This window comes from Bradyrhizobium jicamae (assembly GCF_018130695.1).
GTDB classification, from domain to species: domain Bacteria; phylum Pseudomonadota; class Alphaproteobacteria; order Rhizobiales; family Xanthobacteraceae; genus Bradyrhizobium; species Bradyrhizobium jicamae_B.
Window position 1 is genome coordinate 125985 of the sequence record NZ_JAFCJX010000018.1, and the last position, 19962, is coordinate 145946.

The 19962-nt window shown below is 65.0% G+C and carries 20 protein-coding genes; 9 read left to right on the top strand and 11 right to left on the bottom strand.

Features of this window, described 5'->3' with window-relative positions:
* Nucleotides 1–58: 58 nt before the first annotated feature.
* Together JQ604_RS25390 and JQ604_RS25395 are read left to right on the top strand one after the other, a co-directional pair.
* Entirely contained in the window at nucleotides 59–1078 is a 1020-nt protein-coding gene (locus tag JQ604_RS25390) for a glycosyltransferase family 2 protein (protein ID WP_212363235.1), read from the top strand.
* On the top strand, nucleotides 1075–2391 hold the full coding sequence (locus JQ604_RS25395; RefSeq protein ID WP_212363237.1) for an O-antigen ligase family protein: 1317 nt from the start codon (nucleotides 1075–1077) through the stop codon (nucleotides 2389–2391). The genes JQ604_RS25390 and JQ604_RS25395 overlap by 4 nt, the downstream gene beginning before the upstream one ends.
* On the opposite strand, the gene JQ604_RS25400 is transcribed toward JQ604_RS25395, so the two are convergent.
* Entirely contained in the window at nucleotides 2388–3479 is a 1092-nt protein-coding gene (locus JQ604_RS25400; RefSeq protein ID WP_249158632.1) for a glycosyltransferase, read from the bottom strand. The genes JQ604_RS25395 and JQ604_RS25400 overlap by 4 nt on opposite strands.
* Before the next feature lie 155 nt (nucleotides 3480–3634).
* On the opposite strand from JQ604_RS25400, the gene JQ604_RS25405 reads away from it, so the two are divergent.
* Nucleotides 3635–4570, top strand: coding sequence for a cupin-like domain-containing protein (locus JQ604_RS25405; protein WP_212363239.1), 936 nt, complete (start codon nucleotides 3635–3637; stop codon nucleotides 4568–4570).
* A 15-nt stretch (nucleotides 4571–4585) separates the two neighbouring features.
* Complete coding sequence (locus tag JQ604_RS25410) at nucleotides 4586–5773, top strand: GNAT family N-acetyltransferase (RefSeq protein ID WP_212363241.1); 1188 nt, start codon at nucleotides 4586–4588, stop codon at nucleotides 5771–5773.
* A 108-nt stretch (nucleotides 5774–5881) separates the two neighbouring features.
* Here JQ604_RS25410 and wrbA read toward each other — a convergent pair whose 3' ends face one another.
* The 3 genes from wrbA to JQ604_RS25425 all read right to left on the bottom strand — a co-directional run bounded on the left by wrbA (nucleotide 5882) and on the right by JQ604_RS25425 (nucleotide 8084).
* A complete protein-coding gene (gene wrbA / locus JQ604_RS25415; protein ID WP_212363243.1) occupies nucleotides 5882–6481 on the bottom strand; it encodes an NAD(P)H:quinone oxidoreductase in 600 nt (199 codons plus the stop codon).
* A gap of 82 nt (nucleotides 6482–6563) precedes the next feature.
* A complete protein-coding gene (locus JQ604_RS25420; protein ID WP_212363245.1) occupies nucleotides 6564–7262 on the bottom strand; it encodes a pirin family protein in 699 nt (232 codons plus the stop codon).
* Between the two features lie 69 nt (nucleotides 7263–7331).
* Nucleotides 7332–8084, bottom strand: a complete 753-nt coding sequence (locus tag JQ604_RS25425; RefSeq protein ID WP_212363247.1) for an SDR family oxidoreductase — start codon at nucleotides 8082–8084, stop codon at nucleotides 7332–7334.
* A 127-nt stretch (nucleotides 8085–8211) separates the two neighbouring features.
* On the opposite strand from JQ604_RS25425, the gene JQ604_RS25430 reads away from it, so the two are divergent.
* From JQ604_RS25430 to JQ604_RS25440, 3 genes are all read left to right on the top strand, one after another.
* On the top strand, nucleotides 8212–9120 hold the full coding sequence (locus tag JQ604_RS25430; protein ID WP_212363249.1) for a LysR family transcriptional regulator: 909 nt from the start codon (nucleotides 8212–8214) through the stop codon (nucleotides 9118–9120).
* Between the two features lie 35 nt (nucleotides 9121–9155).
* The gene (locus JQ604_RS25435) at nucleotides 9156–9731 is read left to right on the top strand and encodes a hypothetical protein (RefSeq protein ID WP_212363251.1); all 576 of its coding nucleotides are present in this window, start codon (nucleotides 9156–9158) and stop codon (nucleotides 9729–9731) included.
* A gap of 84 nt (nucleotides 9732–9815) precedes the next feature.
* Entirely contained in the window at nucleotides 9816–10805 is a 990-nt protein-coding gene (locus tag JQ604_RS25440; protein ID WP_212363253.1) for a tripartite tricarboxylate transporter substrate binding protein, read from the top strand.
* A 10-nt stretch (nucleotides 10806–10815) separates the two neighbouring features.
* On the opposite strand, the gene JQ604_RS25445 is transcribed toward JQ604_RS25440, so the two are convergent.
* The 3 genes from JQ604_RS25445 to JQ604_RS25455 are packed head-to-tail and all read right to left on the bottom strand — an operon-like array spanning nucleotide 10816 to nucleotide 15619.
* Nucleotides 10816–12597, bottom strand: coding sequence for a ferritin-like domain-containing protein (locus JQ604_RS25445; protein WP_212363255.1), 1782 nt, complete (start codon nucleotides 12595–12597; stop codon nucleotides 10816–10818).
* Complete coding sequence (locus JQ604_RS25450) at nucleotides 12597–13925, bottom strand: radical SAM/SPASM domain-containing protein (protein WP_212363257.1); 1329 nt, start codon at nucleotides 13923–13925, stop codon at nucleotides 12597–12599. The genes JQ604_RS25445 and JQ604_RS25450 overlap by 1 nt, the downstream gene beginning before the upstream one ends.
* Nucleotides 13925–15619, bottom strand: coding sequence for a hypothetical protein (locus JQ604_RS25455; protein ID WP_212363259.1), 1695 nt, complete (start codon nucleotides 15617–15619; stop codon nucleotides 13925–13927). The genes JQ604_RS25450 and JQ604_RS25455 overlap by 1 nt, the downstream gene beginning before the upstream one ends.
* Before the next feature lie 376 nt (nucleotides 15620–15995).
* Between JQ604_RS25455 and JQ604_RS25460 the strand changes: the two genes are divergently transcribed.
* Entirely contained in the window at nucleotides 15996–16364 is a 369-nt protein-coding gene (locus JQ604_RS25460; protein ID WP_212363261.1) for a cysteine rich repeat-containing protein, read from the top strand.
* Here JQ604_RS25460 and JQ604_RS25465 read toward each other — a convergent pair.
* The 4 genes from JQ604_RS25465 to JQ604_RS25480 are packed head-to-tail and all read right to left on the bottom strand — an operon-like array spanning nucleotide 16361 to nucleotide 19358.
* Complete coding sequence (locus tag JQ604_RS25465) at nucleotides 16361–16849, bottom strand: YbaK/EbsC family protein (RefSeq protein WP_212363263.1); 489 nt, start codon at nucleotides 16847–16849, stop codon at nucleotides 16361–16363. The genes JQ604_RS25460 and JQ604_RS25465 overlap by 4 nt on opposite strands.
* A 5-nt stretch (nucleotides 16850–16854) precedes the next feature.
* Nucleotides 16855–17598, bottom strand: coding sequence for a haloacid dehalogenase type II (locus JQ604_RS25470; protein WP_212363265.1), 744 nt, complete (start codon nucleotides 17596–17598; stop codon nucleotides 16855–16857).
* A complete protein-coding gene (locus JQ604_RS25475) occupies nucleotides 17595–18434 on the bottom strand; it encodes a dienelactone hydrolase family protein (protein WP_212363267.1) in 840 nt (279 codons plus the stop codon). The genes JQ604_RS25470 and JQ604_RS25475 overlap by 4 nt, the downstream gene beginning before the upstream one ends.
* Before the next feature lie 39 nt (nucleotides 18435–18473).
* Entirely contained in the window at nucleotides 18474–19358 is an 885-nt protein-coding gene (locus JQ604_RS25480; RefSeq protein WP_212363269.1) for an amidohydrolase family protein, read from the bottom strand.
* A gap of 107 nt (nucleotides 19359–19465) precedes the next feature.
* On the opposite strand from JQ604_RS25480, the gene JQ604_RS25485 reads away from it, so the two are divergent.
* On the top strand, nucleotides 19466–19942 hold the full coding sequence (locus tag JQ604_RS25485) for a MaoC family dehydratase (protein ID WP_212363271.1): 477 nt from the start codon (nucleotides 19466–19468) through the stop codon (nucleotides 19940–19942).
* Nucleotides 19943–19962: the final 20 nt, after the last annotated feature.

Here is a 19962-nt window from a genome sequence, read left to right on the forward strand (position 1 = left end):
GATGTCCCGATATGGGCGCAATAGCCCATATTGAGACAGCGCGAGTTTGGACGCTACAATGACCTCGACGGAATTGCTTGAACGCTCCGTGACATCAGGCCATCCCGAACGTGCCTGGGCGGCAGCATCGGACACGCTCGATCCATCCATCGGCATCGTCGTCTGCATTCCGAGCTTCCGCCGTCCGCAGCATCTGCGCATGACCCTGGAGTCGCTGGCGGCGCAGCGCACGGCACGCCGCTTTGCCGTCGTCATCGTCGACAACGACGCGGCGCATTGCGGCAGCGTACCGGTCGCGGCCGAGTTCCTGGCGTCCGGCCAAATCCACGGCCTTTGCGTCGTCGAGCCGCGCCAGGGCAATTGCTACGCGATCAACGCAGCGTTCGAGCTGGCGCTGGCGACGTTTCCCGGCGCCGAGCACTTCCTGATGATCGACGACGACGAGATCGCCTCGCCGGGCTGGATCGAGCGCATGGTCGCAACGGCCGAGGCGACCGGCGCGGACCTTATCGGCGGGCCGGTCTGGCCGGATTTCCACGACAAGGCAAAGCGGGCCTTGCGCGATCATCCGGCGTTCGCGCCGGCCTATCGCGCCAGCGGTCCGGTGCCGGTGATCTATGGATCCGGCAATTGCCTGGTCCGGCGCGCGGTGTTCGAAAAGGTCGGCACGCCGGCCTTTGACCTGCGGTTCAATTTCCTCGGCGGCGGCGACACCGACTTCTTCTATCGGTGCATGCGGCTCGGCCTGCGCTTCCACTGGGCGGCGGATGCGACCATCAGCGAGACCGTGCCGCAGGCCCGCACCCGGCTCGGCTGGCTGATCACGCGCGGCCTGCGCATCGGCGCGATCAATTATCACGTGCAGCGCAAGGCGACGCCGACGCTGCTCTCGCGGATGAAGCTCGGTCTCAAGCTCGCCGCCGCGCTGCCGTTATCGCTCTTCCATGCCGCGCGCGCGGTGCTGATCGAGCGCAAGGCGATCGTCGCGATGCATCCGATGACGGTGGCGCTCGGCAGCGCGCTCGCCGCTGTCGGTATCGAGCCGCACGCCTATAAAGCCTCGAAGATCGTCTCTTGAGCCGCCTCATCACCACCTCGGAATTTTCCGTGGTCGCCGGCGAAATCCGGCGCACCGAGGTGATGGACATCGTGCGCGGTGTCGTCTTCATCGGCGCGCTGCTGCTTGCCTGGATCTCGCTGACGCCGTTCGAGGATCTCAGCGACATGCGCGTCGGTGACGTCACGCTGGGCAGCAATGCGACCACCTATGCCGTCTACGGCCTGCTCGCCGCGCTGACCCTGGTCATCGTGCTGCGCGACAACGCGCCCGGGCTTGCCACGCTGGCCTCGCCTGCCTTCCTGCTGTTCGCCGGCTGGCTCTGCGTCTCCGTGCTGATCTCGTTCGACCCCGGCACCTCGATCCGCCGCTTCTCGCTCACCGCCTTCGTGATCGTGGTGACCGCCTGCATGCCGCTGCTCGCCAGGACCCAGCGCGAGCTGATGCACTGGTTCTCGATCGCGGCGATCGTGCTGCTGGTCACGTGCTTTCTCGGCATTCTCCTGGCGCCGCATCTGTCGATTCATCAGGCGACCGATCCGCAGGAGCCTGGCCTCGCCGGCAACTGGCGCGGCGTGTTCGGTCACAAGAATCTCGCCGCCGCGGTGATCGCGATGGTGCTGTTTCTCGGCATCTATTTCATTCAGGCCGGCAACTGGATCTCAGGCGTCGCCGTGATTGCGATGGCGTCGCTGTTCCTGCTCAATGCGGCCGGCAAAAGCTCGCTGACCCTGTGCTTCGCCGTATTGGTGCTCTCCTCCCTGACGTCGCTGGTCCGCTCGTTCTGGGGCCGCGCCATCATGCTGCTGACGCCGCTGGTGCTGCTCAACATGCTCAGCATCGGCACCGTGATGAGCGACACGCTGGCGCAGATCGCGCAATTGCTGCCGCTCGATTCCAGCTTCACGGGCCGTACCGACATCTGGAGCTTTGCGTTGCAATCGCTGCAGCCGAAGCTGCTGACCGGTTACGGCTATGCCGCGTTCTGGGGATCGAGCGCGATCCAGAACCTGCCCGAGGGCAAGGAATGGGCGGCCTTCGCCGCGCACAGCCACAACGGCTACCTCGACACCGCGCTCGGCATGGGCTTGCCGGGCCTCGTGCTGCTGATTGCTGCGCTGGTCTTCACGCCGCTCAGGGATTTCCAGTCGGCCGACGAGGGCGGCAACAACGGCCCGATGGCGATGCTGTTCCTGCGGATCTGGCTGTTCGGGCTCTATCTGTCGTCGATGGAAAGCTTCTTCCTCGACCGCGCCGATCCGATCTGGGTGACGTTCCTGATCGCCGTCTTCGGCCTGCATTACTTCGCGCGCTTCCGCGCGCGCGAAGGCTAGAGCTCTGCGCGAACCGCGTTCGCGACATCTGTCCACCAGCCGTCGAAATCGAACGGGAAGTGCACCATCGGCCGCTTCAGCGCGGAGACGATCCTGTCGGCATAGGCGGTGCTGTCGGAGCCGCGCGGCACCAGCACGATGGCGCCGTGACTGATCAATTCCCTGAACCGCGGATGATGATCGAACTCGTCTCCCAGCGCGGGGCCGGTGACGACAAGCGGACGGCCGGATTGCACACAGGCCAGCACGCTGGAGCGCCGGGCCGTCAGCCCCTCGTCGAGCGGATAGCAGAACGCATCGACCTCGCTGAGCAGGCCGAACACCTCATGGTCGGACGCGACGAAGCCGGAGACGATGACGTCATCCTTGAGCCCGAGCTCATCGACGCGGGCGCGAAACTGTTCCTCGACCTTGTCGACGCCGCGGATGAAGGAGCCGACATAGGCGATCAGCGGCTGCAGTCCGCGCGCCTTCAGCACGGCGGCGATCTCGAGCAGCGCGTTGGGCTGCTTGCCCGGATAGATCGAGCCGAAATGGCCGATCACGAGCCGGCCGTTACCGCGGGCCTCGGCGAGGCGATGGCGCAGTCTGGAATCCTGGATGCCCGGCGGCGCCTCGATGTTGGGTGGCAGCGGCGCCAGCACGCATTTCCGCACCATGGTGCGCATCACGGGATCGTCGGCGAGCTCCTGTCGCACCAGCGGCGAGAACATCACGATCGTATCGGCGAGCCACAGTGCCGGCGCGTAGGTGATCCGCCGCATCCAGTTCAGCCCGGCCCATTCGTGCTGGATCAGCACGACCTTGCGGTGCCGCAGCTTTGCAAAGGCGAGCGCCAGCAGCGGACGGACGATCACCCGCTTCCACGCCACGATCGGAAAGTTGCAGACCACGCTTTGGGCATCGCCGACCGCGCGCCAGATCTGGCCGATCGGCCCTTCCATCCGCGTCAGGGTGAACGCCGTGCCGGCGCCGGGCTCGATCTTCTCGATCGCGTCCTGCAACAGGCGGGTGAATTGCCCGACCCCGCACAGCATCTGCGGTCCTGCGCCGAGGAAGAGCGCCCGATATCGGGGAGTTTCGATCATCGGCGTCAGCCTTACAGCGTCAACTCTTAAGCTTCGGGTAAGTGGCTACGGCGCGCCATGGCACCCTTCTTGCCAATTCCTCAGCAAAAGCCGCCCGATCGTCCCGGAATGGGACATCGGACGATCAAAACGGCGCAGGGCCGGCAGGAGCGACAATGACGACCAGCAAGATCTTCGCGAACTGGGACGCAACCCATTCCGAGCTCTGGAGCCATCAGCCGATCCGGCTCGAGCACACCATGCACAGGCAGCCGGCATTCTCGATGGACGATCTGGCCAGGCTGATCGAGAGCTATCCGCGCGAGCACTACAGCCTGGTCAAGACCGGACTGAAGGGATCGAGCCGGGTCTGGCGCGAGGGCGAGATCGGCAAGCTCAGCGGACGCGAGGTTATCGAGGCGATTTCGCGCGGCGGGCTCTGGCTCAATCTGCGGAACGTCACGTCCATCGATCGCCGCTATCGTGACATGGTCGACCGGATGTTTGCCGAGGTCGCGGCCAAGGTGCCGGGCTTCGAGGCGCCGACCCATCAGGCCGGCATCCTGATTTCGTCGCCGGATGCGCAGGTCTATTACCATGCCGATCTGCCGGGCCAGGGCCTGATCCAGATCGCCGGCCGCAAGCGCGTCTACGTCTATCCGAACACGCCGCCCTTCATCCGTCCCGAGCATCTCGAAGACATCGCGCTGTTCGATGTCGAGGTCGATATCCCCTATCACGCCTGGTACGACCAGCATGCGCAGGTGATCGATCTCGAGCCCGGCCAGATGCTGAACTGGCCGCTGAACGCGCCGCATCGCGTGGAGAATCTCGGCGTCGTCAACGTCTCGATGACGGTGTCCTATGTGAACGACGATATCCGTCGTGCCCAGATCCTGCACCTTGCCAACGGTATGCTGCGTCATCGCTTCGGCTACACCCCGAAGAGCCGCAACATCCGCGGCCCCGCCTTCTTCGCCAAGCAGGTGATGCAAAAGCTGCTGCGTGACGGCAAATGGGTCAAGCGCGAGCGCTCGGTGCGCCGTCCGATCGATTTCCGGCTCGATGAGACCGATCTCGGCAAGATCGTTGATCTGCCGAAGGCTGCCTGAGCTGCGAGTCGTGCAATGACCGTGCTGACGACATCGGCGGGAGAACTTGCCGCGGGGACGGCGTCCCGCACGGCGGGCTTTCGCGTCGAGCTGCTGTCGGATTGGGATCAGGCGGCGGCCCGCTGGGGCACGTTCGATCCGCCGACCGCGTTCCAGCATCCGCAATGGTACACGTCCTGGTACCGCGCCTTCGCGGCGGCCGAGGGCGTCACGCCGCTGATCGCTGTCATCACTGACGCCGCGACCGGCGAGCGCGCCGCGCTGCTGCCGCTGATCCGCCGCCGGCAGAACGGCCTTCGCGTCGTCGAATTCGCCGATTTCGATCTCACTGACTACAACGCGCCGCTGCTCGGCCCCGCCGCGCCGCGCGATGCCGCCGCGGTGCGAAACCTTTGGCGCGAGCTGCGCCGGGCGCTGCGCAAAACGCCCGGTGGTGCCGATCTCATTCGCCTGTACAAGGTGCCGGCCGAGCTCGACGGCAAGCCAAATCCGTTGGCGCTGCTCAACGCCGCCGGTCCGTGCTCGCTGAACGGCAACCCCGTCTTCACCGGCGAGGATTACGACGCCTGGCGCTACACGCTGGAGAAGACCGTGCGCAAGGAGCTGGAGCGGAGCTGGCGCGTGTTCACGCGCGATCCCTCTGCGACGTTCAAGATCGCTGATGACGCAGACGAAGCTCTGAAGATCCTGTCGACCACCGAGGTGCAGCAGGGCTCGCGGATGCAGAGCCTCGGGATCAATTTCGTCCTCAATGACGAAAGCTGCGCCGAGTTCTATCGCGGCCTGGTCCGTGACGGCATCGGCAGCGGCTATGCGCTGGTGACAGCATTGATGGCGGGCGAGGAGGTGGTCGCGACGCTGCTCGGCATCCGCACCGGCGCGCGCTATGTCATGATCCGCATCAGCAATGCCGGAGACAAATGGTCGAACTGCTCGCCGGGCCGGCTGATCATCGAGCGCACCATGGCCGCGCTGCACAGGGATGGCGTCCGCGAGTTCGATTTCTCGGTTGGCAATTACGCCTACAAGCGCCGCTTCGGCCCTGTGCGGATGCCGCTGCTCGATCTCAGTGCCGCGCTGAGCTGGCGCGGCTGGCGCCATGCGCTACGCGATCGCGCCGCGCGCGAGCTGCGGCGCTATCCGAAGCTCACGGCACGCATCAAGCAAGCCCTCGGCAAGCCGCCATCACGCGAAGAGGGCTGACGCGATCTCGGATGCGTAGGGTGGGCAAAGCGAAGCGTGCCCACCTTTCTTGCACCGATCGCATGAAGGTGGGCACGTCGCTACGCTCCTTTGCCCACCCTACAAGTCTCACCCATGCAGCTTCTTCGCGGTCTCCGCGATTGCGCGGCCCTGATAGCGCGCACCGGCGAGCTCGTTCTCGCTGGGCTGCCGGCTGCCGTCGCCGCCGGTGACGGTGGTGGCGCCATAGGGCGCGCCGCCGGTGACTTCATCGAGCTTCATCTGGCCGGCAAAGCCGTAGTTCAGGCCGACGATGGTCATGCCGAAATGCAAGAGGTTGGTGATGATCGAGAACAGCGTGGTCTCCTGGCCGCCATGCTGGGTCGCGGTCGCGGTGAAGGCGCCGCCGACCTTGCCGTGCAGCGCGCCCTTGGCCCAGAGGCCACCGGCCTGATCAAGGAAGTTCGCCATCTGCGAGGACATGCGGCCAAAGCGGGTGCCGGTGCCGACGATGATCGCATCGTAATTGGCGAGCTCTTCGACTTTGGCGACCGGTGCGGCCTGATCGACCTTGAAATAGGACGCCTTGGCGACCTCGGCCGGCACCAGCTCCGGCACGCGCTTGATGTCGACGGTGGCGCCGGTTTCGCGGGCGCCGTCCGCGACGGCGTTCGCCATCGTCTCGATGTGACCGTAGGACGAGTAATAGAGCACGAGAACCTTGGCCATGATGGCCTCCTCTGGATTTGCAGATGGGATGATGGGGGAAAGGGGACATGCGCGGACCGTGGTCCGCGCATGAAAGGGAAGGTCAGGCGGCGTCGACTAGTACCAGCTCGGAGTCTTCGAGCGCGGTGATCTTGAGCTTGGCCTCGTCGCGGATTGCAGCGCCGTCACGCGCATTCACCCGCACACCGTTCACCTCGATGCTGCCGGCGGCCGGCACCAGATAGAGGTGACGGGCCTTGCTGGCTTCGTACTCAGCGCTCTCGCCGGCCTTCAGCGTGGTGGCGAGCACCCGCGCATTGGCGCGGATCGGCAGCGCGTCCTTGTCGCCGTCGATGCCGCTGGCGATGGTGACGAGCCTGCCGGAGCGGTCGGCCTTCGGAAACGGCTTCGAGCCCCAGGTCGGCTGGCCGCCGCGCGTCGTCGGCTCGATCCAGATCTGGAAGATCTTGGTCTTGCCCGGCTCCAGATTGTACTCGGAGTGACGGATGCCGCTGCCGGCGCTCATCACCTGGACGTCGCCGGCCTCGGTGCGGCCCTCATTGCCGAGCGAGTCCTGGTGCGTGATCGCGCCTTCACGGACATAGGTGATGATCTCCATGTTGGCATGGGGATGCGCGGGAAAGCCGGTGTTGGGCGCGATCTCGTCGTCGTTCCAGACCCGCAGTGCGCCGTGGCTCATGTTGCTGGGATCGTAGTAGCTCGCGAACGAGAAGTGGTGCTTGGCCTTCAGCCAGCCGTGGTCGGCGCCGCCAAGCGTTGCAAAGGGCTTTAGTTCGATCATGGGATTGTCCTCAATTTGAATGTTGGGGAGGAGCCGGGCGCCGCGCGCCCGGCATCTCAGGGAATTCGCTCAGGCGCCGAAGCCGCCATCGACGTTGAGCACGGTGCCGGTGACGAAGGAGGCTTCCGGGCTCGCCAGGAACACGACGCCGGCGGCCACTTCCTCCGGCTTGCCGAAGCGCTGCAGGGCGTGCTGCAGGCGTTGCGTCTCGGCGAATTCGCCGCCGTCCTTCGGGTTCATGTCGGTGTCGATCGAGCCGGGCTGCACCACGTTCACGGTGATGCCGCGCGGTCCGAGATCGCGCGCTGCGCCCTTGGTGTAGCCGACGACGGCGGCCTTGGTGGCGACGTAGTCCGCAAGACCGGGGAATGAGGCGCGGTCGGCCAGCATCGAACCGACGGTGACGATCCGGCCGCCTTCACCCATCAGCTTCGACGCCGCGCGGATCGCGGTGATCACGCCGTCGACATTGACGGCTTCGAGGCGGGAGAGCGCCGCAGTATCAGCCTTCGGATCGTCGACCGCACCACCGGCGGCGACACCGGCATTGTTGACGAGGATGTCGAGCCGGCCGAAGTCCTTGGCGACGTTCCTGACGAGCTGATCGACATCGACCGACGATGCCTGGTCCGCCTTGTAGGCGCGGGCGTTGACGCCGTTGGCCTTCAGCTCGGCGACGACCGCTTCGGCCTTTTCGGGAGAGGCGACGTAGCTGATCGCGACATTGGCGCCTTCCGCAGCCAGCGCGCGGGCCGACGCCGCGCCGATGCCGCGCGAACCGCCGGTGACGAGGGCAACCTTGCCTAAGAGCTTCTTGGTCATTGGATTTCTCCGTGGTTTGAAGTTCGTTGGCTCTTCGTTGGCTCTTGGATATGCCTTCCGCTGTGGTATAGAAATAGAAACTATCGAAACACATTGTTTCTGATATTGAGCTCGTGAGGCGGTCGTCATGTCAAAACTCCCGGATTTCGAGGCGCTCGCGATCTTTGCCAAGGTCGTGGAGCTCCGCTCCTTTGCCGCCGCCTCGGCCGAGCTCGCGCTGTCCAAGGCCACCGTCTCCAAGGCGGTCAGCCGGCTGGAGGAGCGGCTGGGGGCCCGGCTGTTCAACCGCACCTCGCGGCGGCTGGCGCTCACCGATGCCGGCCAGAAACTGTCGGAGCGCGCGGCGCGGCTGCTCGCTGATGGCGAAGCCGCCGAGAACGAGGCGCTGGCGCAATCGACCACGCCGCGCGGGCTGGTGCGGCTCGCGGTCCCCATGACCTTCGGCATCAAGACGGTGGCGCCGCTGCTGCCGGAATTCCTCAAGGCGTATCCGGAGGTCTCGATCGACCTGCATCTGAGCGATGCCACCGTCGATCTGATCGGCGAGGGCTTTGATGCGGGCTTGCGCATCGCGCGGCTGCCGGATTCATCGCTGATCGCGCGCAGGCTCTGCGGCATGCCGCGCCACACCGTGGCGGCGCCGTCCTATCTCAAGAAGCACGGGCGGCCGACCCATCCGATGCATCTCGCTGAGCACAGATGCTTCGGCTACGCCTACCTCTCGACGCCAAACGTCTGGCAATACACCAACGCCGCCGGCGAGCAGGCCAGCGTCCGACCCGCCGGGCAACTGCGCGTCAACAATGGCGAGGCCGTGATGCCCGCGCTGCTCGCCGGTCTCGGCATCGCCGATCTGCCCGACTTCATCATCGGCGATGCGATCGCGCGCGGCGAGGTCGAGGTGATCCTGAAAGGCTGGAAGCAGCCCGAAGGCGCCGTGCACCTCGTCACGCCCCCCGGCGGCCCGCGCCCCGCCCGCGTCGAGGTGCTGGCGGATTTTCTCGCGAAACATTTTGCAAGAGGGAGGAAGATGTAGATCGAATATCTGATACTTTCGAGCCGAGTCCGAAATTGCGTCGTGATCAGAGTCCGGCGATAATGAACTTAAGAAGAATTGCGATCGTCGTCGCTGCGGCTGGAGTGGCTGGCTTTCTTCAGCCATTTTGGATGTGGATACTCCCAACAGAATTTCTCAATCGTATCGAGCTTCCGAATTCTATTGGGTCGGTTCATGTAACGGCGCCCGATGGTCGTGTGTTCATCGCAAGCCAGCCATTCGGCAGAGTGCAGCGATACGGGCCTTCAGGTTTTGAGCGCAGCTTTGCGATTGATACCCATGGCGGCGTTTTTGACGTAGGCGTTTCACCGTCAGGTCACATCTTGATCTGTTCGCTGCGCGCCCGTGCCCTCATCACCTACGATCAGGACGGCAACGAGATTGGCCCGCGCGGGCCGTGCTCCAGCGTCTCAAACCAGGGACGGATGCCGGATTCGAGCTATTATGCCAGCCAGGCCAAAGTGCCCCCGATTGCGCAAAGCTGGTTTGCTGCGTTCGCCATACCGCTCTGGCATCCGATCGTGGCGTGGCTGATGATTGCGGCCGGTGGTCTATATCTAAAGTTCAATCCGCGTTCTCGGCCGGGATAAGTGGTGACTTTCTTGCGGTCGCCATCGGTTCAGCTAACCTGCCTCGACAAAGCAAACAACAGCGATCCCGGGGAGAAACTGCCGATGAACCGCCGCGAACTCTTGCGCGTCGCTGCCGCCGTTCCGCTGGCATCCGCCGCGCTCTCGCGCAACGCGTCCGCCCAATCCGCCTATCCCAACCGCAACATCACGATGATCGTGCCGTTCCCGGCCGGCGGGCAGGCGGATCTCGCGGCGCGGCCGGTGGCTGCGGCGCTGGAGCGGATCCTCGGCAAGCCCGTGATCGTCGACAACCGCGCCGGAGGGGCCGGCGGCTCGATCGGCAATGCGCAGGCTGCGCGCGCTGACGCGGACGGCTACACGCTGCTGATGACGCTGTCTTCGCTCGCGGTCCTGCCGGAAGCCGACCGGCTGTTCGATCGTCCCGTCGCATATGAAGTCTCGCAATTCGCGCCGATCGCACGCGTGCTGGCCGATCCGACGCTGCTCGCGGTGCCGGCCTCGGCGCCGTGGAAGACGCTGCAGGAGTTCGTCGAGGATGCCAAGAAGCGCCCGGGACAGATCCCTTACGGCTCGTCCGGTCCCTACGGCACGCTGCATGTCGCGATGGAGATGTTTGCAGCAAGTGCCGGCATCAAACTGTTGCACGTGCCGTTCCGCGGCGCGGGGCCGGCGCTGACAGCGCTGCTCTCCGGCACGGTGCAGGCGCTGGCCTCGGCGCCGGGCACGCTGAAGCAGCAGGTCGATGACGGCAAGATGCGCGTGCTCGCCAATTGGGGCGCCGAGCGGATCAAGAGCTTTCCGGACCTGCCGACGTTCCGGGAGCTCGGCTACAAGGACGTCGAGTTCTACATCTGGGCCGGGCTGTTCGCGCAGAGCGCGCTGCCGGGCCCGATCATGACGCGGCTGCGCGAGGCGATGGCGGACGCGGTGAAGGCGCCCGAGGTGATCAAGACTTTCGAGACCGCGGGCAGCCCGGTCGCCTACATGGACGCGCCGGAATTTTCGAAGTTCGTTGCCGACGACAGCGCGCGGCTGATCGCGGCAGTGAAGAAGATCGGCAAGGTCGAGTAGGCTCGTTGGGTCAAACCATAGCAACGCCCGGCGCATCGACCGGTGCAAAGCGCGCATCCGCCGGGGTGTCGAACACGACCAGGAAGTTCTGTCGCGCCACCGCCTCGGCCTTGGCGACGATTCCGGTGTTTCCGACCATCGCGGCGCGCGCCGCGTTGATCTCGGTGGCGCCGAGGAAGCGGCCTTTCTGGTAGCCGGTGAACAGATTGTTCAGCAGCGCGACATAGGCGGTCTGCAGGTTGGCATTCGCGGCGTTGCCGGCGGGCGGCTTCTGCAAATTGGTCGCGCGCAGATAGGCCGTCTCGGGATGGTTGCTCAGCCATTCCTGGATGTTGAGGAAGGTCTCGAAATGGTCTTCGCCTTCCGCGATCACGGAGCGGATCGCCTGCTTCCATTCGTCGGTGACGAACGGGGCGACATCGGCCGGCGGGAAGGTCAGCGTGGCGAGGATGTTGTTGTAGAGCCCGTCGACGCCGGTCGATTGCGCCTCGATCTGGATGAAGTCGGCGATCGCAGCGCGTGTCGCGGCGCGCGGATTGACGGCGCGGAACGGCCCGGGCTGGTGCGGCAACTGGCTGGCGACGCGCAGCGCCGGCGTGAATGTGCCGGCATTCGACAGGCCGCGGATCACGTCGTTGACGGCGCGGATGTGGCGCATCTCGCCGATCGCGATCCGCAGCAGCTCGGCCCGCGCCGCTCGGACATCGTCGCGCAGGTCGGCGGGGTTACCGAGAGAGGCATCATTGTCCGGCTTCAGCGAATAGGCAGCGGCGAGATATTCCTGCGCCACCGCGAGCTCGACGCCGGCGGCGTAGACGAGATTGGCCATCAGCTCGGCATGATCGGCGAATGGCGTGCCCACCACCGGGTTCTGCACGAACGGCGCGGTGATCTCGCGACGGCCGACCACGAAATGCAGCTCCTGCCAGCGATTGTTGATCTCGTAATGGCGCAGTTCGTCGGGCGAATCCTCCGTCGCCGGGTCCGGTGGCGTCGTGTTGATGGTCCGCGGACCGCCACGTTCCCATGGCACTGCCGCATTCCAGGGCTGGCTTGGCGGCGTGTTGGCAGGCAGTGCGGGTTGCACAATATCCGGGTGGTTCGATGCCCAGTAGAAACAGCCGCAGTCGCGGAAATCATGGGTCCACGGGCTGCACAGGGATTGCGAGAGTTCACCGGGTGAGAACGCTGCAGCGAGTGCGCCGTTGTCGTCGAGATAGCGCGCGCGCTTGCCGGTCAGCGTCGCAATCTGGGTTCCGTTGGCTCTAACGAAGGTGAGCGTGACGTCGCTGCCCTCCGTCAGCAGCCTGACGGCTGTCCAAATGTCCGGCGGCCGCCGACCGGGGCCGGTACTGGGTGTGCCGAGATCGCCACCGACGTTCAGGTCGGGCAAATCCAGATTGACCGCAAGCGATCCGAGAGCGCCGAAATCTCCGGCGAGCCGCGAGACCTGGACGGATCGGCCGGCAACGAGCTGGCTTGCAAGCGTGGAATAGACCGCGGCATCAGCCTGCGACAAGGTTCCCGCTGCGCGCGCGTGCGCGATGCCCTCGCTGTCAACGCTTGCGAGGCCCATCCGGTCGCTGATGTCGACCTCGAGGAACGGAAAAAAACGCCGCTCGAGGTTGCGCAGATCGCACTCCAGCCCCGGGAAGCAGTTGCCAATGCCGGATTCCAGCCGTGTCGAAGCTGGATTGCCCGGTGCGATCCGGGTGACGGTCAGCGGATCGGAAAATCGGCGAACCGCGGCGACGTTGCGTGCGACCAGTTTGGGTGGCTGAAGCGATGCCATCATGCGGCTCCCAAAAGCGGTTGATGGAAATGTTCGGGCCTTGCGTTGGACAGTTCGCAATAGCTTGCAAGGCAGAAGTCGAGCCAGGCGCGGATGAAATCGCAGCCGGCAACGCTTCGCGCCCTGGCTTCCTGGTGACAGCCTCCCGAGCACAGATAGCGGGCCCAGCAAAGGCGGCAATCCGTCTTGGCGTGCACATGTCTCTCCACGAGAAACGCGCGGCGTCGCTCGGCATCGAGCTGCGACGCCGAGCCGAGGCGATAGTCCGCATCGCCGACCGCGCGGTGACAGGCGTACCAGTCGCCATCGGCCGCGACCGAGAAGTAGCCGCCGCCGGCTCCGCAGGAATAGGGCGAGCTGGCGCCGGCATGGATCTGCTTCAACGCGATGGCAAGATTCGTCAGCCGGATCGGCAGGCCGCTTTTCGCGCGGACAAGTTCGCCTTGAGCGACGCCGATCAGTTGAGCGAGGTAGCGCGGCCAATCGTCATCGTGCAGCTCACTGCCGTCACGCGCGATCCGCAGCGGGGCGACGCCGGCCTCGGGGAATCCGAGTGACCACACGCCCTCGATGCGGCGGCCAAGATCGGGGCAGCCGGAACGCACCGTCATGCGCGCCGCAACCTTTGCCTGTCCTGGATCGGCCAGCAACGGTGCGACGCGTCTCACCAGTTGCGCGAAGCTGCCCGCGCCGTTCAGGCGCGGACGCTGGGCATCGTGGACGAGCGCATCGCCATCGATGCTGACGGTCACTGCAAAACGGTTGTTGCGAAACAGCGCGATGTCGGCCGCCGTGATCAGTGTACCGTTTGTGGTCATGGAATAGCGAACGTCGAGGCCGGATTGCTCCGCATGACGGCCGGCAAAGGCGACGATGTCGTTGATCAGACTACGGCTCCGCAGCGGCTCGCCGCCGAGAAAGCCGATCGTGATGGGGCGGGAGGGGTCGGCCTCCGCCATCAACCGTTCTACGGCGGCACGTGCGACATCAAAGGTCATGGTCGCGGCCTGCGCGCCTGCAAACCCGCCGCGGTCGGCGTAGCAGTAACCGCAGCTCAGATTGCATGATGAGCTGACGTTGAGCGACAGGCTTTGCGGTGCCGGGACGACGACGGCACCGAGATCATGCTCTTGCGCGGAGGGCTGACCGAGCATCGCGGCGAGCCGCCCGGTCTCCTGTGGATCGTCGTCGAGGCGTTCGGCGAGATCGGGCGGCAGGTCGAAAATTCGCGTGTACGGCACCACCAGCAGGTGATCGCCGGCGGCCGATCGGAAGCGCCTGAACAGTGGCGCCGCCGCATCGGCCGCGATGGTCGCGACATTGTGCATCAGGGCGTGCCCGCGGCGGCGTTGATCCGGGCCAGCACGTTCGCGCGTCTCGCGGCCGCGGAGCCCGACAGTTTGCGCGGCGGCGGTTGGCCGGCCGGTTGCGCGAATGCCGCGCCCTGCAGTTGCGCACGCTGCACCGTGCGGTCGACCCAGCGCATCAAGAGGTCGTACTGCCAGTTCGCCAGCGTCAGCGGCTGCGCGTTGGACTGGCGCATGAACGGCGGCATCCGCATTGATGTGGCGGGCGTACTTGGACTTTCGAAATCCTCGACCTCGAACGGAGGGCGCACCAGCGTCCTCAGGCGGTTCTGGTCGAGCGAAACAAGCTCGATCAGGCTTTGCAGGTCCGAAAGCGCGCGATGCCGCATTCGCGCATGTGCGCTGAGTGGAAGCGGATCGACCGTTGTCGGTGCCGGCAGCTTGAACAGCGGATTGCGCAGCGCGTCGCGCCCGCCCATCGCGCCGGTCGGTCGATCGCGAGCGCCGCCGTCGATGTCGTTGGCTCGGAGCTTGCCGGGCGGCAGAGTCGCTCCGTGTCCGCCGACCTGTATCTCGCGGCGATTGAAGTCGACATTGAAGAGCGAAACCGTCTCGTAGATGCGCTCGAACAGATCCTGGACCCAGCGATCGAGTGCCGCGTCGTCGAGATTGTTGTTGCGCGCGGCCGCATCCGCTTCGCGGTCATTCAGCTCATCGGCCGTCGAGAGGAACGGACGGCGGTCCGGAGCGAAATCGGGTGGGCCGACAAACGCCACGGATTTTGCCGTCAATGGCGGCAGGGCCGCACCTCGTTGCAGCGAGACCTCGAAATGCACCTCGCAGGTATCGTCGACGACACCCAGCGACGGACCTCTGCCCGCAGGCTGGCCCTGAACCGGGCTTTGCCGTTGATTGATCACATCGTAGGTGTCGCCCGGCTCAACAAGGTCATTGGTTGACGTTCCGCGCCAGCCGGCATTCCGGTTGAGAAAGGCGTTCTCCGGACGTACTGCCGGGGCCGGCCGCCCGTTTTGTGGAAGGGCCTGTGCCGCTTCCGGCGGACCGTAGAACAGACCCGTCGCCGGCATGTAGCGGAAACGAAGTGTTTCGACGTTGACGGAATCGGACCACGGCTCGTTGCCGGGTTGCGGAACGCTGCGCAGGATCTGAATGCTGCCGAGCGGGATGCTGCGGCCCACCGGGATCATCGGGTTGGTCGCCGTGGTTGGACTGGTGCCGAGAATCGGAATGCGCGCATTGTTGGTCGCGCTGACCGCAAGTGGCGGAAAGGTCCCGAAGGCCAGTTGCTTGTTGCTGGTGCGCCGCGCCGCCTTGAGATTCTGCGCGGTCACCTTGATCTGCAACGCCGCCAGCGCAAGGCCATTCGCCTGCAGCAGTGCCGGCGTCAGCGGAACGTCGCGCCAGTTCGCCGGTGGATCGCCGGCATCGCCGATCCGGGCCCAGATCTCATAGAACGGTGCGACCGGCCGGATCAAATCGCCGTCGCGGAACGTGACGCTGTCAGGCATGAACGGCGCCGGCGAGCCGTCGGGCTGCACCGCGATGGTCCAGGCCGGCGCGATCGAGGTCTCGCCATCTGCGCGCGGCGCCCTGGTGTCGATCCAGTCATAGGCGAATTGCGGTGTGGAAGAGCCGCCGAGTCGCGCAAAGGCGAGGGCGGGCGTGACGAAAAGGGCCTGGATCGAATCCGCCATGGGAGTGCTCCCACTTTGTCGTTGAAGAGCGTCGTTGAAGAACCTGTCGTTGAAGAACTTGTCGTTGAACAGCCTGTCGTGGAATCGAAAATCGTCGGATGCTCGGCAATTGACTGCGACGAGCATGCTATACGTGCCGCAACGAAGCAACCACAAATAGAATTGATCCGTGCGCGTGAACTGGTTCATAACGTCGCGCTTCGGACCGGTGGTTGTCGCTGCGGGACCGTCGATCCGCGGCGACTGAAACCGAAAAATTTCCTTCACGTTTAGTTGTGCGCGCGAACGATCCTTGGCCGCATTCATTTGCCAACATGCGTCTCAAAGCGTCGCGCGGAACCTCCGCGCCCATTGGAATCAGTGAGAGGACCCGATCATGCCAGCGCAGCGGATTGCCCTCGGCCTTGCGATCACGATCGGCGGCACGGCTGCCGCCATGACCCCAGTCCTGTCGCAAGAATATCGCGGAACCTGGGAACAGCAGATGGCCTGCACGCCGGATGTGTGGCGCCTGTGCAGCGATCAGGTCCCGGACGTCGGCCGCATTGTGGCCTGCCTGCGACAGAATACGCCGCAGCTTTCGAATGGCTGCCGCGCCGTGTTCGAATCCAATGCCAGCGCGCAACAGCAGGCGCCCGTCGGGCGCGGACAACAGCCGTCGATGCGGCAGCCGTCCATGCGCCCAAGTGCAACCCAACCGGCGCCGGTCGCGCCGCCGCCGCGGTCGTACGACGAGGACGACTAGACCTGAGGCATCGAGTCTTGCGGCTTGTGCTCGCAGACATCGACCCATTCGGCCGATGTCAGTTCCGCCATCCGCTCCGGCGTGATGCGCACCGCGCTGTGGGTTGAGCCCGCGGCCGGCACGACGACGTCGAACGCCTTCAGCGAGACGTCGCAATAGATCGGCAGCGGTGCCTTCAGCCCAAACGGGCAGACGCCGCCGACCTCATGCCCGGTGATCTCGGCGACCTCGTCGAGCCCGAGCATCTTCGGCTTTCCCCCGAACAGCGCCTTCACTTTCTTGTTGTCCATCCGCGAGGTGCCGCTGGTGACGATCAGCACGACGCGGTCGTTGACCCGCAAGCTGAGTGTCTTGGCGATCCGCGCCGGCTCGACGCCGTAGGCCTCGGCTGCGAGCACGACGGTCGCGGAGCTGATGTCGGATTCGATCACGGAAATGTCGGGCGCCTTCTCGGCGAAGAAGGCGCGGACGGAGGCGATGCTCATTGACCTTAAGACCTTGCGGACACCAAAGCGGGAAGCTCGGAGAGGGCGTGGATGCGGTGATCGGGGTGAACACCGAGTTCGTCCATCTGGGTACGCAACGTCTTGAACATCGTCAACGGGGCGACGGTCTCGCTCTCGACGCAGGCGAGCGCCATCGCCTCCGGCGTCACCCGCTCGATCCAGGCGACGTTCAGCCCGAACGCCTTGGCGCCGCAGACGTCCCAGGGATTTGACGAGATGAACAGCACCTCAGCGGGCGGGGTGTGCAGCACCTTCTCGATCAGCGCGTAGGCGGCGGGATCGGGCTTGAAGACCTTCTTCGCATCGACGCTGATGGTCGCGTCGAGCACGCGCTCGAGCCCTGTGTTGCGCACCAGTGCGTTCAGCATGTCGGGACTGCCGTTGGAAAGGATCGCGAGCTTGCGATCCTTCAGCGCCTCGAACATCGAGAGCGCATCCGGATAGAGCGCGAGATGTTGGTACTTGTCGATGATGCGCGCGAACGTCGGCTCGTCATATTGCAGCCCGAGCGAGCGCAGCGTGTAGACCAGCGCATCGCGCGTCACGACCGCAAAATCCTGGTAGCGTCCCATCAGCGAGCGCAGCCAGCTGTATTCGAGCTGCTTGATGCGCCAGACCTGGGTGATGAGCTCGCCATAGCCGGGGAACGCATCCTCGGTGACGTCCGCCACCGACTGGACATCATAGAGCGTGCCATAGGCATCGAAGACGACGGCTTTGATGGTCATTGTGGTTTCTCTTGCCCGCCGATCGTCGCATACAGGAATTTGCGCAAGGCGTCGATGGACTGATCCCGCACCACCTCGTTGAATTCGAGGCGGTGGCCGAGCAACTGCCCGGGCGTGCGGTATTGCGGCACGTCGAAATTGTGATAGGCGCCGGGATAGACGATCAGCTCGATCGGATGGCCCTGACCTTTCTGGCGCGAGATGCCGTAATCGTCGCGGCCCTCGGCGAGGTTCCGGCAGTCCTTTGCCGGCGTCCAGTCGTCGAGCTCGCCGACCATGATCAGGGTCGGCACCGTCATGTTGCCCTGGATGCCGATGCAGGGCGGGTAGAAGCCGACGGCGGCGCGGAATTTCTGCGTGGCGTTGCGCTCGATCGCGCCGCGCTCGACCGAGAACAGCGCGAGCCACGCGCCTTGCGAGAATCCGACCACCGCGACGCGGGCCGGATCGACCGACGGCTGCTGCGCCAGATAACTCAGCGCGCGATAGGCGTCATGGACGGTCGCAGCCGACGCGCCGGTCGTGCAGGCGTTGCTGATGCCGCGCGGTCCGAACCGGTCGACGGTGAGGGTGACGTAGCCGAGCGCCGCAAGCCGCTTGCCCCAGCGTTCGTCGAGCTCCCGCCACAGCCCGCTGCAGCCGTGCAGCAGCACCACGGCCGGCGCAGGGCCGGGCCCGTCCGGCCGGCGCAGATAGCCCTGCAATGCTTGCGGGGTCGCCAGCGGACTTTCGAATTCGACCAGCGCAGCGGGCGCGTCGGTGGCGGCCACACTGCGCGTACTCGCGCTCCCGATCAGGAGTGCGGCGAGGGCGGCGGCAAGTCTGGCGATGGTCATCGCGAACCACCTCGCAAGCTTGCCGCCGATGATACGCCTTTAGATGCCCAAAATCTTCCGCGCGTTGGCCTTCATCACCTTGGGCCGGATCTCCTCGCGGATGTCGAGCTTGGCGAAATCGGCGAGCCAGCGGTCCGGCGTGATCACCGGCCAGTCGGAGCCGAACAGCATCTTGTCCTGCAGGATCGAGTTGATGTAGCGCACCAGGATCGGCGGGAAATATTTCGGCGACCAGCCCGACAGGTCGATATAGACGTTCGGCTTGTGGGTCGCGACCGACAGCGCCTCTTCCTGCCAGGGGAAGGAGGGATGCGCGAGGATGATCTTGAGGTCGGGGAAATCGGCCGCGACGTCGTCCATGTACATCGGGTTGGAATATTTCAGCCGCATCCCCATGCCGCCCGGCATGCCGCTTCCGACGCCGGTCTGGCCGGTGTGGAACAGCGCGATCGCGCCGCCCTCGTTGATGGCTTCATAGAGCGGATAGGCCATGCGGTCGTTCGCGTAGAAGCCCTGCATGGTCGGGTGGAATTTGAAGCCGCGAACGCCGTATTCCTCGATCAGCTTGCGCGCCTCGCGCACGCCGAGCTTGCCCTTGTGCGGGTCGATCGAGACGAACGGGATCAGCACGTCGAGATGGTCGGAGGCGACCTCGAGCATTTCGTAATTGTTGTAGCGGCGGAAGCCGGTCTCGCGCTCGGCGTCGACCGGGAAGATCACCGCCGCGATGTTCTTGGCGCGATAGTAGGCCGCGGTTTCCGGCACGGTCGGCGGATGCTTGTGCGGCGACTTGAAATATTCCGCCATCCGCTCCTGGAAGTCGTCATAGCCGTCGTCGCCATGCAGGCCGCAGGGCTCCTCGGCATGGGTGTGGATGTCGATGGCTGTGACCTTCTCGATATCGGGCAGTTTGAGCTTGGGCATAGGGCTTCCCCGGCGCTTGATTTTTCGGTCTGGCAAATTGATTATACTATATAACGAATTCCGCAAGACGACAGAATAAAATTGGCGGAGCAACAGGGGAGGGCGGTATGGCCGAACCGGCAGGATTCGAGACCGATTTCTGGAAGGACGCCAATTTGCGCAAGGTCTGGGAAGACATCGTCCCCGGCGAGCCGCGCAAGACCATCCCGTATACGCTGACCCCCGAGGCGATCGCGCTCTACTGCAAATCGGTCGGCGAAACCCATCCGCTCTATTTCGACGAGGCCTATGCCAAGACCACCCGCTACGGCGGGCTGATCGCGCCGCCCTCGATCCATATCCTGCTGATGTTCTCCTGCACGCCGGCGGACGACTGGATGCGCTCGCCGGGCACCGTCAATGCCGGCCAGTCGTGGAGCTACAACATCCCGGCGCGGCCGAACGATGTGATCACGCTGCACGCCCGCGCGCTCGACAAGTTCATCAAGCGCGAACGGCTGTTCGTGGTGCACGACAACGTCTTCTTCAACCAGCACGGCGACGTGATCTGCTCGGGCCGCGGCTGGACCATCCGGCCCAAATGAAAAGCAAATGTGATGGGGAT